General features: G+C 39.5%; 17 protein-coding genes and 1 pseudogene. 12 read left to right on the plus strand and 6 right to left on the minus strand.

Annotated features, from left to right (window positions below; translation table 11 throughout):
* Positions 1–71: 71 nt before the first annotated feature.
* The 4 genes and pseudogenes from V7L95_RS12520 to spxA form a co-directional block, all read left to right on the plus strand.
* Positions 72–920: pseudogene (locus tag V7L95_RS12520) on the plus strand (ATP-binding cassette domain-containing protein); the annotation flags it as partial.
* 105 nt (positions 921–1025) lie between these two features.
* Positions 1026–1313, plus strand: a complete 288-nt coding sequence (locus V7L95_RS12525) for a hypothetical protein (protein ID WP_251185931.1) — start codon at positions 1026–1028, stop codon at positions 1311–1313.
* Between the two features lie 137 nt (positions 1314–1450).
* Positions 1451–2029, plus strand: coding sequence for a GNAT family N-acetyltransferase (locus V7L95_RS12530; protein WP_007499012.1), 579 nt, complete (start codon positions 1451–1453; stop codon positions 2027–2029).
* Positions 2030–2222: 193 nt separating this feature from the next.
* A complete protein-coding gene (gene spxA / locus V7L95_RS12535; protein ID WP_003211421.1) occupies positions 2223–2618 on the plus strand; it encodes a transcriptional regulator SpxA in 396 nt (131 codons plus the stop codon).
* A 40-nt stretch (positions 2619–2658) separates the two neighbouring features.
* Here the strand turns inward: spxA and V7L95_RS12540 are convergent, their stop codons facing one another.
* Positions 2659–3324, minus strand: coding sequence for a TerC family protein (locus V7L95_RS12540; RefSeq protein WP_007499010.1), 666 nt, complete (start codon positions 3322–3324; stop codon positions 2659–2661).
* Positions 3325–3588: 264 nt separating this feature from the next.
* Here V7L95_RS12540 and mecA point away from each other — a divergent pair, with 264 nt between their 5' ends.
* The 4 genes from mecA (at position 3589) to pepF (ending at position 9225) form a co-directional block, all read left to right on the plus strand.
* Positions 3589–4254 carry an adaptor protein MecA gene (gene mecA / locus V7L95_RS12545; RefSeq protein WP_008348474.1) on the plus strand — a complete coding sequence of 222 codons (666 nt, stop codon included), beginning with the start codon at positions 3589–3591 and terminating at the stop codon, positions 4252–4254.
* A gap of 85 nt (positions 4255–4339) precedes the next feature.
* Positions 4340–5860 (plus strand): cardiolipin synthase, encoded by a 1521-nt coding sequence (gene cls, locus V7L95_RS12550; RefSeq protein ID WP_017359671.1) that lies wholly within the window; start codon positions 4340–4342, stop codon positions 5858–5860.
* 163 nt (positions 5861–6023) lie between these two features.
* Positions 6024–7184: a competence protein CoiA family protein gene (locus tag V7L95_RS12555; RefSeq protein WP_251185932.1), complete on the plus strand. Its 1161-nt coding sequence runs from the start codon at positions 6024–6026 to the stop codon at positions 7182–7184.
* Between the two features lie 214 nt (positions 7185–7398).
* Positions 7399–9225, plus strand: a complete 1827-nt coding sequence (pepF, locus tag V7L95_RS12560) for an oligoendopeptidase F (RefSeq protein ID WP_282706805.1) — start codon at positions 7399–7401, stop codon at positions 9223–9225.
* 287 nt (positions 9226–9512) lie between these two features.
* On the opposite strand, the gene V7L95_RS12565 is transcribed toward pepF, so the two are convergent.
* From V7L95_RS12565 to V7L95_RS12585, 5 genes are all read right to left on the minus strand, one after another.
* A complete protein-coding gene (locus V7L95_RS12565; protein WP_017359669.1) occupies positions 9513–9686 on the minus strand; it encodes a hypothetical protein in 174 nt (57 codons plus the stop codon).
* A 296-nt stretch (positions 9687–9982) separates the two neighbouring features.
* Positions 9983–10894, minus strand: coding sequence for a ClpXP adapter SpxH family protein (locus V7L95_RS12570; RefSeq protein ID WP_007499002.1), 912 nt, complete (start codon positions 10892–10894; stop codon positions 9983–9985).
* On the minus strand, positions 10891–11289 hold the full coding sequence (locus tag V7L95_RS12575; protein ID WP_007499001.1) for a thiol management oxidoreductase: 399 nt from the start codon (positions 11287–11289) through the stop codon (positions 10891–10893). The genes V7L95_RS12570 and V7L95_RS12575 overlap by 4 nt, the downstream gene beginning before the upstream one ends.
* Before the next feature lie 277 nt (positions 11290–11566).
* The gene (locus tag V7L95_RS12580) at positions 11567–12331 is read right to left on the minus strand and encodes a lytic transglycosylase domain-containing protein (protein WP_008348461.1); all 765 of its coding nucleotides are present in this window, start codon (positions 12329–12331) and stop codon (positions 11567–11569) included.
* Positions 12332–12356: 25 nt separating this feature from the next.
* Positions 12357–12932: a CYTH domain-containing protein gene (locus tag V7L95_RS12585; RefSeq protein WP_007498999.1), complete on the minus strand. Its 576-nt coding sequence runs from the start codon at positions 12930–12932 to the stop codon at positions 12357–12359.
* A gap of 217 nt (positions 12933–13149) precedes the next feature.
* Between V7L95_RS12585 and V7L95_RS12590 the strand changes: the two genes are divergently transcribed.
* From V7L95_RS12590 to V7L95_RS12605, 4 genes are all read left to right on the plus strand, one after another.
* Positions 13150–13515, plus strand: a complete 366-nt coding sequence (locus tag V7L95_RS12590; RefSeq protein ID WP_148780234.1) for a hypothetical protein — start codon at positions 13150–13152, stop codon at positions 13513–13515.
* Between the two features lie 33 nt (positions 13516–13548).
* Positions 13549–14178, plus strand: a complete 630-nt coding sequence (locus V7L95_RS12595; protein ID WP_008348457.1) for a GTP pyrophosphokinase family protein — start codon at positions 13549–13551, stop codon at positions 14176–14178.
* 65 nt (positions 14179–14243) lie between these two features.
* On the plus strand, positions 14244–15044 hold the full coding sequence (locus V7L95_RS12600) for an NAD kinase (protein WP_008355343.1): 801 nt from the start codon (positions 14244–14246) through the stop codon (positions 15042–15044).
* Between the two features lie 17 nt (positions 15045–15061).
* Positions 15062–15955, plus strand: a complete 894-nt coding sequence (locus V7L95_RS12605) for an RluA family pseudouridine synthase (RefSeq protein ID WP_282747403.1) — start codon at positions 15062–15064, stop codon at positions 15953–15955.
* Positions 15956–15994: the final 39 nt, after the last annotated feature.

Consider the following 15994-nt stretch of genomic DNA (forward strand, 5'->3'; position numbering starts at 1 on the left):
CAAACGGATCAGCTCGTGATTTCTGGGGAATCGATTGTACGGAACCTGCAATATGGGATTGAGCGCTGTCAGCAGTTGATGGTGTCTCATTTGATATTTATAAAGGTGAAACACTTGGACTTGTAGGTGAATCTGGATGTGGAAAGTCGACAACTGGCCGTTCGATCATAAGACTTTATGATGCGACAGATGGCGAAGTTCTCTATAAGGGAGAAAGCGTTCACGGAAAGAAATCAAGACAAAAAATGCTTGAATTTAACCGCCAAATGCAGATGATTTTCCAAGATCCATATGCTTCACTTAACCCTAGAATGACAGTTCTTGATATCATTGCAGAAGGTATTGACATTCATGGCCTTGCGAAAACAAAGCAAGCACGTAAAGAGCGAGTATATCAATTGCTTGAAACGGTTGGTTTGAATAAAGAGCATGCGAATAGATACCCGCATGAATTTTCAGGCGGTCAAAGGCAGCGTATTGGGATTGCTCGTGCGTTAGCTGTTGAGCCGGATTTCATCATTGCCGATGAGCCAATCTCTGCACTAGATGTGTCGATCCAAGCGCAGGTCGTCAACTTAATGAAAGAGCTGCAAGAAGAAAAGGGCTTAACGTATTTATTCATTGCCCATGACCTTTCCATGGTGAAATATATCAGCGATCGTATCGGCGTGATGTATTTTGGGAAATTGGTTGAGCTGGCACCAGCGAATGAATTATATGAAAACCCGCTTCATCCATATACAAAATCATTACTATCTGCGATTCCGCTTCCAGATCCTGATTATGAGCGTAACCGCAAACGGATTAAATACGATCCATCTGTTCATAAAGGAACAAATACGGAATTTCGTGAAGTGAAGCCAGGTCACTTTGTCAGCTGTACTGAGGAAGAATTCAAAGAGATCAAAGCAAAACAATAAGAACAGAGAAGAAGCACTGCGATATCAGTGCTTCTTTTTTTATTTTACAAAAAAACAAGTTGATGGTAATTTTTATGTAAAATGAGTAAACCAGGAGGAAATCAAATGTTGTTATGGAAGACGTTTCGCTATTCATGTCTTCACCTTTTTATCGTCACGATGCTTTTTTCAATATCTTTTTTAATGGAACCAAATGGAGGAAAGTGGATGATCGCATTTTTAGTGCTCATTTGCATCATTTCGTTTTCAGTTGAATTTGCTCTGTATCGGCGCATGAATAAACAGAAGGAAGAAGTCCGGCGTATGAAGTACCTTTATTTCATCATGTTTCAGATTGCCATGACACTTCTTTTGTTTGCTTGCTTTCAAATGCTCATGAATCGTTCGATATAAAACTTTTTTGCTTTCTCTTGAAAAAAAGTGAAACCACTAATGGCATTGATGCGTCTTACTAGTACAGGCGTTTAAATAGCAGGAAATCGGGAATAGATAAGGAAGTGGTTCTTAACTACATCATAAGGAGCGGATCCATGAATTGGTATGAAAAGCTCAGTGAATACTTCCCGATAGAAGAAATGAAGTCAAAAGAGCATATGGAAGCTTTATTAAAGGAAAGAAGTGATATTTATCATAAAGAAGAAGGGCCTCATCATGTAATGATGTACGCTGAATTTGATTCTTTCATCTTTATTGATTATTTATTTGTTTCCAAGGATGCAAGAGGTGAAGGCCTCGGCTCAAAGCTCATTCATAAGCTGAAGGAAAAAAGAAAACCGATCTTGCTTGAAGTCGAGCCTGTAGATGAAGATGATGCAGATACTGCAAAACGCCTAAAGTTTTATCAGAGAGAGCACTTCAAGCATGCTGAATCAATTGGTTATAAACGCAGGTCACTTGCAACGAATGAAGTGAACCGCATGGAAATTCTTTATTGGTCGCCTCGTACAGATAATGAGGAAGAAATGATGGAGGCCATGAGAAAGACGTACGAAGGAATCCATACGTATAAAGACGAAGAATGGTATGGACAATCGTATGAGGATGTTGATGATGTGCTGAAGCTCGTTGAAAATAGAAAACAAAAAAATATTTTCGATCATCTCGACTAAATGAGAATGTTCAGACTTCAAACATCAGCACAAAAAGAATGAAATTGTCTAGTTTTTGTCACAAAAATTGCAAGAAAATCTGTTCACACTTACTTTTTTATAGTATAATCACTATAAAGATTACTTATTTAGAACAATTTTAATTTAAGAATACAGATCAATATTCATTCTACAAATTGAGGAGTGAAGATTTATGGTAACATTATACACATCACCAAGCTGTACATCATGTAGAAAAGCAAGAGCGTGGTTAGAAGAGCACAATATTCCATACCAAGAGAGAAATATCTTTTCTGAGCCTCTTTCAATCGATGAAATCAAAGAGATTCTTCGTATGACGGAAGATGGTACAGATGAAATTATCTCAACACGTTCTAAAGTATTCCAAAAACTAAATGTAAATGTTGAGACAATGCCACTTCAACAATTGTATAAACTAATCAATGAGCACCCTGGTCTTCTAAGACGTCCAATTATTTTGGATGAAAAAAGACTGCAAGTTGGGTACAACGAAGATGAAATTAGACGTTTCCTTCCTAGAACGGTTCGTACATTCCAACTTCGAGAAGCTCAGCGACTTGCTAACTAATAGACAACACGAAAAGCTGCCGATCATTTGGCAGCTTTTTTTATTTATTTTCAGCCGTTTGTTCGTAAAAGAGACTGGCTAAAATAACGGTTGCGACGGTTAAAAAAGGAAGCAACAATTCAAGTGTAGTATGCTGCGCCATAAATTCATTCAGTTTTACATCACGGACAATCATTTCTCCGCCAGTAAAAGCTAAAAGGGCACTCCCTCCGTATAAAAGAATCGGAAACTTGGTTAGTGCTGCATGAATCAGCTTACTCCCCCAAATAATAATCGGGACTGAAATCATTAAGCCAAAGGCAGTGAGCACCATGTTCCCCTTAGCTGCCCCTGCAACAGCGATCACATTATCAAGTGACATAAAAAGATCTGCAATCACGATGGTCTGAACAGCACGCCAAAGGGAGCCGCTGCTTTTAATCCGAATGGATTCTTTCTTTTGTTCAATTAACAAATTGTATCCTATATAAAGGAGAAAGAGACCGCCGATAAATTGCAAATAGGGGATGGTCAATAAATAAACGGCAGCACCAGTCATGGTAATTCTCATCAGCACTGCCAAAAGTGTGCCGATCCATATGGCTTTGTTTCGTTTTTCATTTGATAAGCTTCGACTGGCCATCGCAATGATTAATGCATTATCTCCGCCTAATATGAGGTCTATGCCAATAATCATCAGTAAGGATACGATCCACTCTGTTTCCATCCAGTTCACCTCATTTCACTAAAATAGCTCGTACAACCAATATATGAGGACAATTCAAATATATGTTTCTGCAAGTTTTCTCTGCAAAAAATGCGTTTTTATTTCTTTTATTCATGTTTTATCATAAAATAGACAGTACACAGCAATACCTCATTTCTTTAAATGGTTAACATGTAGACGGAACGGGTAAAGTGTAGTAAAGTACTATTAATTGGGAGCTTGTATGTCCCTTCAACATCTTATATAGAAGGGAAGGTTGGCAAAATGGAAATCGAAAGAATAAATGAACATACAGTCAAATTTTATATTTCCTACGGTGATATTGAAGATCGCGGTTTTGACCGTGAAGAGATTTGGTATAATCGTGAGCGCAGTGAAGAGCTGTTCTGGGAAGTGATGGACGAAGTGCACGAAGAAGAAGAATTTGCAGTAGAGGGACCACTTTGGATTCAAGTACAGGCACTTGATAAAGGTCTTGAAATTGTCGTGACAAAAGCCCAACTTTCTAAAGATGGACAAAAGCTCGAATTGCCGATTCCAGAAGATAAAAAAGATCAAACAGATGAAGAAAGTTTAGATGCTCTGCTTGATGATTTTCATAAAGAAGAGCAAGATCAAGAAGATCATAATGAGAAGGACAAAAAACTTCAACTTCAGTTCGTATTGAAAATGGATGACTTTGAAGATTTGATTGCACTTTCTCAATTAAATATGCAGGATTTTACGACAAGTTTATATTCGTTTGAAAACCGTTATTATCTATATGTTGACTTCCACGAGGATTTGTCAGATGAGCAGGTGGAGAATAAGCTTAGTATTCTGCTTGAATATGCTCATGAATCAGTGGTCAGCATCTACAGACTGCAAGAATACGGTCAGCTGATTGTCAAAGAGAATGCGCTTGAAACGATTCAACAGCACTTCTCGTAACAACAAAAAGTCGATTTCTATAGAGGAATCGACTTTTTTATCTGAATGAAAAAGTAAATAAAGTGATCGGCAAGGAGAAAATGAAATGAGAAATGTAGTCAAAGTTCTATTTTTTCTTATCATTACGATAGGTGCTTATTTGATTATCCAAATTTTTGCCGGTGATCTAGCGGTAAGTGTATTAAGTTCCGTCAGTGTTCTATTCACTTTATCGATTATCTTCATCGGGTTTGTCATTTTCTTAGAAAACAGAAACCCCTCTCAAACGATTACGTGGCTTGTGCTGCTTGGGAGCTTTCCGCTTTTCGGGTTTTTGTTTTATATTTTCTTTGGACGCAATATTAAAAAGCGCAGACTTTTTGAAAAGAAAGCGGTACTAGACGAACAGCTTGTCCAGGAAGATGAACGTATCCACAGAGAAGCGATTGAAAAAATGACTCATATGGGTGACCATCAGCAGCTCTTATTTAAACTGGCCCACAGACTTGGACATACCCCTATTACGTATCGCACATCCTCTAAAGTTCTGACCAATGGAGAAGAAACGTTCTCTCATATTTTTGAAGAGATCAAAAAAGCAACACATCACATTCATCTAGAATATTATATTCTCCGTCATGATGATCTGGGACAAGAATTAAAGGACATTTTAATCGAGAAAGCAAAAAGTGGTGTGATTGTCCGCTTTTTATATGATGATGTAGGCAGCTTAAAACTCTCCCGTCAATATATTGCTGACTTAGAAAAGGCTGGCGTGCAGATCGTTCCGTTTTTACCAGTGAGACTGCCTTTATTAAATAATAAAATCAATTTCCGAAATCACCGGAAAATCGTGGTGATTGATGGAGAAGTAGGATTTGTCGGCGGGCTAAACATTGGGGACGAATATATGGGCAGAAGCAGACAATATGGATTTTGGCGTGATACGCACCTGATGATTAAAGGTGAGGCCGTTCGTGATTTGCAGCAGATTTTTATGCAGGATTGGTATTACATGACCAATGAAAGATGCTCGGGTATGGATTATTTTAAAGATTTCAGCCATATGGAGAGTCGAGCAGAAGGCGTACAAATGATTGCGGGTGGTCCTGATAAACAGTGGGAAGTCATTAAAAATCTCTTTTTCTCCATGATTATCTCCGCTAAAAAATCAATTTGGATTGCTTCACCTTATTTTGTACCTGATGATGATATTTTGTCCGCACTGAAAATTGCTGCATTGAGCGGAGTCGATGTGCGAATCATTGCGCCGAAAAATCCAGATAAACGCATCGTATTTCATGCGTCCCGTTCATACTTCCCCGAACTTTTAGAAGCAGGTGCGAAGGTATACGAATATGATCAAGGCTTTATGCATAGCAAGTTTATCATTGTGGATAGTGAGCTAGCATCAATTGGTACAGCAAATATGGATATGAGAAGTTTTCATCTGAACTTTGAAGTGAATGCTTTCCTCTATAAAACAAAAAGCACAGAGAAGCTGGTCAACGACTTCTTAGGTGATTTAGAGCAGTCACATGAAATTGTTCCAGAAGAATTTGCGAAGAGGCCTTTAAGGGTGAGGCTGTTTGAATCAACAGCCAGATTATTATCACCTCTTTTATAAAAAATTGTATTTTCCCCCTTTTCTAAAAGGGGGATTTTCTATTTTACTAAGGGAAAGTAGGTTAAAATCGTGTTTTGATACGATAAAAGTTCATTTTCGATATTCGCTTCCTGATGAGAGAAAAAGCTATAATATGGTCATCAAAGAGCAAGGGGCGAAATATATGAATGCAGCGATCATGGAGAATGGCAAGCTGATTCGCATCACACAACATCTGACTAAAAGGCGGCTAGAGCATGTAAGAGCTACGTGCAAATTTTACTGTCCTGAATGTAGGCAGGAGGTTCTATTAAAGCTAGGTGAGCATCGTGTCTATCATTTTGCACATAAACAGCTCTCGGCATGTCCATTAGCGTCCACCGGTGAAACAGCTTATCATCAGGCAGGGAAAATGGCTCTTAAGGATTGGCTCACGCAGCTTGGATATGAGCCGTTACTAGAGAAATATGTTTCAAACATTCAGCAGCGCCCTGATGTGACCGTTGCTATAGAAAATAAAAGCTATGCCATCGAATTTCAATGTGCAAATATTTCGTGGAAAGAGCTACATAAACGAACGGAAGGTCTCCGTGCTGCGGGGCTCTATCCTATATGGGTCATAGGGGCGAATCGTTTAAAACGAATGGGTGGCCAGCTCTTTTCATTCTCCTCCATTCATTGGGGCATTTTAAGGCAGTCAAAGAATAGGAGACTCATTTTTTATTGTCCGATCCAAAATAGATTCATCCACCTGGATCATCTTCTCGTGTTTCAGCCAACGAAAATATGTGCATCAATGACCGTTAGACCACCTTCAGCTTATCGCCAACTATCAGCACTCTTATCTGTTTCCTCGAGCAATCATCAATTGTATAAAGAGTGGCTCAAGTGTATTCGGCAATTTAGGGAGCGACCACCCCGCATTTTAGCAAACGAAAGCAAGCGTTTAAGAACCATTTTTTATGAGCATCATCAAACAGCATGGTCATTTCTACCGACAGAATTATTTATCCCCCTGACAGAAGCATATATCTTTTCAAGCCCTGTTTATGTGTGGCAAGGATGTCTTTATGATTGGATGGTTCGAACGGGAAAAGAACAAGTGACCATTCATCTTCTTTTAAAAGAAATTGAGCGATGTCTACAGAATAAAGAAGTGAAGCTCCGATATGCCAATGTCACAATAGAAGAAATCAAAGAGGTGATCATTTCATATGTACGGGCGCTTGTGAATCTAGGGTTTTTATACATGACGAAAGAGGGTAATTATCAAGTAACGTCGAATCAAAAGCCTATACGAACAGCAGATGAAGCGATAAAACGAGATGCTTTCTTATTTCATTAGCATGTTTCATGCCCACTTTGATCATGATAAGAAAAAGGTGGTGCTGCTATTGAATAGAAAGAAACGCTTTTTTCTCATTTTTTTAGTTTGTTTGGTATTTATTTCTGCATATGATTTGACAAATATAGTTCAAAACAAAGAAGATAAATACAACACCAATTTCTTTCACTTTCCGAAAGGTTGGTTCAACACAACTCATGCAAGGGGGATTCATATGACTTCACAAAATAACAACAATCATTTACCAGACAGAAGCGAAGTAAAAGAAGAAAACAAATGGCGCCTTGAAGATATTTTTGAAAGTGTCGATTCTTGGAATAAGGAATTCGAAGCTGTAAAAAAAGAAATTCCGAAGCTCGCCCAATTTAAAGGCAAGCTGGCCCATTCTGCTGATGTCTTGTATGAAGCCCTAACATTTCAGGATCAACTTTCTGAAAAGCTTGGCAAGCTTTATACATATGCGCACATGAAATACGATGAAGATACAACAAATTCATCATTTCAGGCTTTAAATGATAAAGCATCCAATTTATTTACACAGCTGTCTAGTACATCTGCCTATATTGTTCCGGAAATTTTATCTATTCAAGAAGATAAGCTGCAACAATTTATTTTGGAAAAAGAAGAATTAAAACTTTATTCTCACGCTCTCGAAGAAATTAATAAAGAGCGTCCGCATATTTTAAGTGAGGAGCAAGAAGCTTTATTAGCTGAAGCCTCTGAACCTTTATCAACATCATCCACTACGTTTAGTATGTTTAATAATGCAGATATTTCGTTCCCTTCTGTTAAGGATGAAAATGGAGAAGAAAAGAAAATTACTCATGGCAACTTCATTACCTTTTTAAACAGTGATGATCGTGAAGTGAGAAAGAATGCTTTTAAAGCCGTTTATAAAACGTATGATCAGTATAAGAATACTTTGGCGTCTACACTCAGCGGCTCAATTAAAAAGGATAATTTTTATGCGAAAGTACGTCATTACAAATCGGCAAGAGAAGCAGCGTTATCACGAAATAGTATTCCTGAAGAAGTGTATGACAATCTAATTGATACAGTTCATCAATATTTACCGTTATTACATCGCTACATTGAATTGCGTAAAAAGGTATTAAAGCTTGATGAAGTGCACAATTATGACTTGTATACACCATTAGTAAAAGATGCTGGCATGAAGCTGACCTATGATGAAGCAAAGGATTATATGCTGAAAGGGTTAGCGCCATTAGGAGAAGAATATGTTTCGGTATTAAAAGAGGGACTCGAAAATCGCTGGGTAGACGTTTATGAGAATAAAGGGAAACGAAGCGGCGCATATTCTTCTGGAAGCTATGGCACGAATCCTTATATCTTAATGAACTGGCAAAATAATATTGATAATTTATTTACGCTGGCTCATGAATTTGGTCACTCTGTTCATAGCTACTATACAAGAAAGCATCAGCCATATCCTTACGGAAACTACAGCATTTTTGTAGCGGAAGTAGCTTCTACAACAAACGAAGCATTACTAGGTGAATACTTACTCAATCATTTAGAGGACAAAAAGCAGCGCTTGTATGTGCTCAATCACTTGTTAGAAGGATTTAGAGGGACGGTATTCAGACAAACGATGTTTGCAGAGTTCGAGCATCTCATTCATGTGAAAGCGCAAGAAGGGGAGGCATTAACGCCAGAGTTTATGACGAACCTGTATTACGACCTGAATAAGAAGTATTTTGGCGACGGTATGGTTGTGGATAAGGAAATCGGATTAGAATGGACGCGAATTCCGCATTTCTATTACAACTATTATGTGTATCAATATGCGACAGGCTATAGTGCGGCTCAGGCATTAAGTAAACAAATTTTAGAAGAAGGGAAACCTGCAGTGGAGCGCTATACAGACTTCCTTAAAGCAGGAAGCTCTGACTATCCAATCAACGTGCTGAAAAAAGCTGGTGTAGATATGGCATCAAAAGAACCAATTGAGGCAGCATGTCAATTGTTTGAAGAAAAATTAAAGGAAATGGAAGAGCTCATCTCAAAGACTGGTGAGTAACGAGAAGACTTCTGTCAGATGTGTGAGTGCAAACTCACCTTTTGGCAGGAGTTTTTTCTTGAAATAAAAAAGACCAGATTGTTGACAAAGGGCTAAAATGAACTTGATTTTAGCCCTTTGACTTCTTTTTAGCGTGATAGAAAACCTTTGCAGGCTAGGAAGGACGAGTACTCGCGCGGAGCGAATTTGACATTCGTGAGCACCAGCACGCAGGACTGACACCGAATGCGAGGGTTTGCCTACACGCTAGACCTCGTCTATATGAACGAGGTTTGTACATTCAATGATTACGCTTTAAAACCTTTGAAGGTTTTCCGGTGATTCATTCGATAGAGTGTAAAGAGAATGGAAGCGAATAGGAGTGGAGATGTCAGGTAAACAGGCAGCATCTTCATTAAGCCTAATATATTTAAACAGAAACATAAGCCAATGGCAACAAGTCCAATGGTTGTGCTGCGCATGCAGATCCCCCCATTTTTTTGTTACTTTCACTATATGAAAGTGACAGTCCTCTTATGTTTTGTGACAAAAATATGAACATATAGTATATCGGTTGTCATAAGTCGACAAAATTTGATATACTACAGATGTGAAATTAATCACATACAAACATTACCCCTTTGTTTGACCGTGAAAAATTTCTCCCATCCCCTTTGTTGTCGTTAAGACATAGTGAAACCGCGCTTATCCCGGCGCGGTTTCTTCGTACTTATAAATAGAACAAGTGTTCTTTTTAGGAATAAAGAAAAAACATGGGTCAGCACCCATGTTCATTCTCACAGCGGTAAACGTCAAGATCTGAATGATTGTCTCCTTCTGTATAACGCCAAAACATTTCTTGATGTACTTGTACACGTTCTACCTTTTTAGCAAATGCGAGCTTTTTCATCTCGCGTTCAACTTCTTCAAGTGTCAAGTCATATACAACGGCAATTTCTTTTGCTGATGCAAATTGAAAGTAAGCGATAAACCATTCAATTGGCGGTCGTTCTGAAGGTGTTGGTTTTTCGCCAATCATTTCAAAGAGAATTTCCTCGTAAATATCATAAGAATATGCACCTGAAATCTTTAATCCTTCTTCACCATTGATCGTATTAAAAAAGGCGAAAGTGGGAAGCTCAGACACATCCATTTCAGCTGCGATTTTCATATCACATTGGAGCGCTTTGACAGCACTTTGAGAATGGATATCTCGCTGGAACTCTTCAATGTCCAGTCCAGCCGTTTTTGCATTTTCTAGCAAGACTTGTTCACTGGTGACGTCCTGCTGATGGCAAAAAAGCGATTCTTGAATGAGTCGTAAAAATTTCATTCCGCATTTTCTGCCCTGAAGTTCAGCTGCTTTTAATGCAAGAGAGGCGAGATAAGGTGATGTCACAATTTGTTCAGACAGCATTTGTTCTTTTTTGGTCTGAGTTTTCGTGGCAAATTTCCCCCACGCTTCGGTTAGTAAATGTTTTTTTCGTTTCCGGTTCAAAGCATTAATACTAGAACTTGTAACCGTTCGTAAAGTGAAGAAACGGCCATATTTCATTTTCAACTTTTTAATTGATGGCTCTAATAACCAGCAGTCCGGGCTGAGAGGATCAATGAATACATAGATTTCAATCGGCTTTTGAGGATGTCCGTGACAATGTGAGAAATATTGCTCATGCGGATTGCAGCTCAAGATCGTCCGTCCTTTTCAGGTATTTGGTTGACCATGTGACGAGCCGTCAAAGACAGCCGCTCAAATAAAAAGTCACGAATATCGCCGGTTAGTCCTACTTGATCCATTGCATCCTCCATGCATTCAAGCCATGCGTCCGCCCGCTCCTCAGTAATCGGAAAAGGGAGATGTCTCGCCCGTAGCATTGGGTGACCATGCTCCTCAGTATAAAGCGGCGGTCCGCCTAAATATTGAGTTAAGAACTGTTTTTGTTTTCTTGCTGTTTCTTTTAAGTCATCCGGGAAAATAGGATGAAGCAAAGGATGACACTTTACATTTTCATAAAAAGTATCAACAAGTTGCGATAGAAGTTCCTCTCCAACCGCTTCGTAAGGTGCGTTAAACGATTGTACCATGTTGACTACTCCTTTAACTCGTAGCTAATAGGATGGCTCACCCTATTGCGAATTTCATGTATTTCAAAAGTGATATTCAGTTTGTTCTATTTTGTTGTTTCTATTCTTGTATACTTATTTTAACAACCTCTACTCAATTCCACAAACAAACCGCTTTGGTCCTTTGGGAATAGTGAGGGAGACAGGGTCCGTGTTCAATTGACCATATCATAACACATTCAGTCAAAAAAGGGTGAAAAGCGACATACAAAAAACCGAAGAGGTTATTCTCTTCGGTTTAGGCGAAATATTGAGCTGTGATTTTCTTTACATAATTTTGTGTTTCTTTAAATGGAGGAATGCCTCCGTACTTATCTACATTCCCTGAGCCTGCGTTATAAGCGGCTAAGGCAAGTGAGACATTTCCATTATATTTTTGCAGCATTTGTTTTAAATACTTCGTTCCGCCTTCAATGTTTTGGGCAGCATCAAAGGCATTGTTCACGCCAAGTGATTTAGCAGTAGACGGCATAAGCTGCATCAGTCCAAGTGCACCTGCATGGCTGACAGCATTCGTGCGATAACCGGATTCTTGCTTGATCACTGCGTGGATCAGCTTTTCTGGAACTCCATGCTTTTGAGCCATTTGTGAGACGATCTGATTAATCTCTTTTGATGAAGAGCCTGAAACAGCTTTTTGAAGCGGCGGTGTGTAGCTATTGTTTAAGACGTTTCCAATACCATTTGCGGTATTCAATTGGCTGTCATTTGCATAAAGAGACTGAGATTGAAGCTGTTCACTGCCTGCTATCGCAGATAAATATGGGTTCATTCGTGCATATTGCGTGTTCGGAGACGTTGATGGGTCCGACCCCATGAAAGCAGAAATGGAAAGCGGAAGACGAGATAATTCTGATCCGCCTAAAAAATCTTGCAACAGCGACTGGAATGAAGTCTCAGCGCTTGATTCTTGTCCAGCTGTGAGTTGTGTTTGTCCATTATCAGATTGTAACGTTTTGAGTGCTTGAAGCTGCATAAAGGATTGAAGTTGATTGACGTTCATCATGTTCCTCCTTCAAGGAATTCATCTATTCTTTTGTTTTCATTTTTTCTTCATAAAAACGTACGACTTTGTTTTTCGTGTGTCTTGGTGGGATCTGAAATTGCTGAAGCAATGCTGTGAAAGCGGCTTGTCCAATGTCTAAATCGCTCACTTCAAATTCAAGTTCATAGTCCTCTACTGTTAAATATCGGCTGTGATCCAAAACAATTAAGCCTTCTTTGATCATTTTTTCTGCTCTTGACGTTTCCAGTGAACCAAAATACACGATTTGATCCTTTTGAATGTGAAGGTGTACTAATCTGTCTGCCACTTCACCTTCAGGCAGGTGGAAATGTTCAAGACTTGCGGGAGGATCGATCGTTTGGTGAGTTTCCAAAAGGCCGATCTCATGCGGTTCCTTTAATGTGAGGACCCACTGCCCGCCTTTTTCTCTCATTCGTAATGCAGCGAATTTGGATTTTATATCAAATTGAGGTGTATCAAAATAATAGTTGGTTTGAGTGTGGAAGTCCTCGTCCTTTAATTGAAAATATTCTTTTAACTGTTCAAATTCTTCTTTCATTAATAATTGTTTTAGTTCTATCTCAATTTCCTGTGCCATTTTGACATCAACCTTTCATTTAGAGGAAATATGATTATTGTACATGAAAAGCTTCTTTTTTTCTTATTTATTCCTTAAAAAGGGACGTATATAGATGCTAAATGAGGCAAAATGAACAACGAAATGGAGAAATCAAATTTTCTCAAAAAGTTCGGTTTATCAATATTGAACTTGATATGATAAAATAAAGCTGTACTTTGTTGTAAAGGAGATCATGATGCAAAACAGAATTGAAATCACAGAAGCAACTTTAAAAGAAGACAGGCTGATCTTGACGGTCCAGTCAGATGAGCAAATTCAAAAAGCAAAAGCATCAGGACAAATGCTTGTTGATTCTGATCACTTTGCGTTCGTTTACATACTTGAGACTGAGGAGTCTTTTACGTATCTTATTTTAGGAGAACATACATGGGCTCCATTAAAAGAAGCAATGAATCTTGAAATCCCTGTCTATTTGGCGGCGGAAGAGCAAACACTAGAACTCATTCAACTTCATCAGGAATTAAACTATTTAATCGACAATATTAAAGACAATGCCAATTACGGAGATATGGAAGAGAAAGTGAAGAGCACATTCCTCTGAAATAATTAGGTATTTGGAATTGGGGGAAGTTTCATGGACAAAAAACAATGGGATCAATTCCTCGCACCATATAAGCAAGCAGTCGAAGAATTAAAAGTGAAACTAAAAGGCATTCGAAAACTGTATGAATTTGAGGATGACCATTCACCAGTCGAATTTGTCACTGGCCGAGTGAAACCCGTTGCCAGCATATTGGAAAAGGCAAAGCGTAAAAACATCCCGATGCATGAGATTGAAACGATGCAGGATATTGCAGGGCTTCGCATTATGTGCCAATTTGTAGAAGATATACAAGTCGTCAAGAAAATGCTTCAGTCACGAAAAGATTTCGTGGTAGTAGATAAACGCGACTATATTGCAGAACATAAAGAAAGCGGATACCGCTCGTACCACCTTGTTGTGTTATATCCGCTGCAAACGATCAATGGAGAGAAGCAGCTCCTCGTCGAAATACAAATCCGTACATTAGCCATGAACTTTTGGGCGACCATCGAGCATTCTCTGAATTATAAATATAGCGGGAATATCCCGGAGAAGGTCAAGCAGCGCCTTCAAAGAGCTTCTGAGGCAGCATCTCTTCTTGATGATGAGATGTCTGAAATCAGAGGGGAAATTCAAGAAGCGCAAGTGGCATTTTCCCGGAAAAAGAAAAACGATAGCTGAGCCTAAGCTTGATCAAATATGATGCTGCTTTCTCGTCGCAGCAAGGTGGAAAAGGAGAAGAATTCATGAAATTTGCAGTTTCTTCGAAAGGGAATTCTGTATCTGACACACTCAAAAATAAAATACAGACCTACTTATTGGATTTTGGAATGGAATTAAATGAAGAGGAACCCGATCTCGTCATTACAGTTGGCGGAGACGGAACCCTTTTATACGCTTTTCACCGGTATAGCAACCGTCTGAACGAAACCGCTTTTGTCGGCGTACATACAGGCCATCTTGGTTTTTATGCGGACTGGGTACCGAGTGAAATAGAAAAGCTTGTGTTAGCCATTGCCAAAACGCCTTATCATATTGTGGAATATCCGATTCTTGAAGTCATCGTCAGGTACAACGATGGCGGCCGGGAAGAAAAATATTTAGCAATGAATGAATGTACGATTAAAAGTATGGAAGGTACACTTGTGGCAGATGTTGAGATTAGGGGTCAGCTTTTTGAAACATTCAGAGGAGATGGTCTTTGTTTGTCTACACCATCTGGCAGTACAGCCTATAATAAGGCACTTGGCGGGGCTATTATTCACCCATCCATTAGGGCGATCCAGCTGGCAGAAATGGCTTCAATCAACAACAGAGTGTTTAGAACGGTCGGTTCGCCGCTCATTTTGCCCGACCACCATACGTGTGTGATCAAACCGATTAATGATGTGGATTTTCAGGTGACGATAGATCATTTGTCGCTGCTGCATAAAGATGTGAAATCCATTCAATGCCGAGTGGCAGACGAGAATGTCCGGTTTGCCCGATTTAGACCATTTCCGTTTTGGAAAAGGGTGCAAGATTCCTTTATCGGCAAAGGAGAATAAGAAAGAGGTTGTTCTCGCTGGAATACTTTAAGATAAACAAAACCATATCAGCCAAAGAAGAAGGCAGGCTGCTGAAGGACTACTTAATCGATCTTGGCATTTCAAAACGAATGCTGACAGATATTAAATTTGATGGCGGTGACCTTCTGATTAATGGAGAGCATGTGACCGTGAGATATGAGCTGCGCGAGGGAGACAGGCTCACCATTTTATTCCCCGAGGAAAAAGTGAGTGAAGGGCTAAAACCTGCGGCCATTCCGCTTGATATTTTATTTGAGGACGAGCACGTGCTTGTGCTGAATAAAAAGCCGTATATTCCATCGATTCCTTCTCGAGAGCACCCTGAGCATAGTATTGCAAATGGGGTGCTTCACCATTATGCTGAACAGTCCGTTCGGCTGACTGTCCACTTGGTGAACCGTCTTGATCGTGATACTTCTGGTGTCATGTTAGTCGCTAAACATCGCTTTGCACACAGCCTTTTATCAAAGGCGCAGAAAAAAGGGGAAGTCAAGCGAACGTATAGAGCCATGACACATGGCATGATCACGCAAAAGGAAGGAACAATTAGAGCAAAAATTGCTCGAAAAGGGGACAGCATTATTGAACGAATGGTGGATGAATCTGGTCAGGAAGCCGTAACACATTATACGGTGCGGGCAGTACATACTCATTTAGATATGTCTGATGTGTCCCTTACCCTTGAAACGGGAAGAACTCATCAAATTCGTGTTCACATGCAATTCCTTGGACATCCGCTTGTTGGAGATACGCTATATGGTGGAACAAGCGAGAGAATAGGCAGGCAGGCACTTCATAGTGAAACCCTTGTTTTTCCGCATCCGATAACAGGGGAGTCCATGACCTTTTCGGCTCCTTTGCCGGATGATATGACATTATTGCTTCAGTAAACAAGTAAACCCGGTCACCTGTCATGGTGGACCGGGTTT

The organism is Bacillus sp. PPSBB_11, assembly GCF_038023285.1.
Taxonomy (GTDB): Bacteria; Bacillota; Bacilli; order Bacillales; family Bacillaceae; genus Bacillus; species Bacillus altitudinis.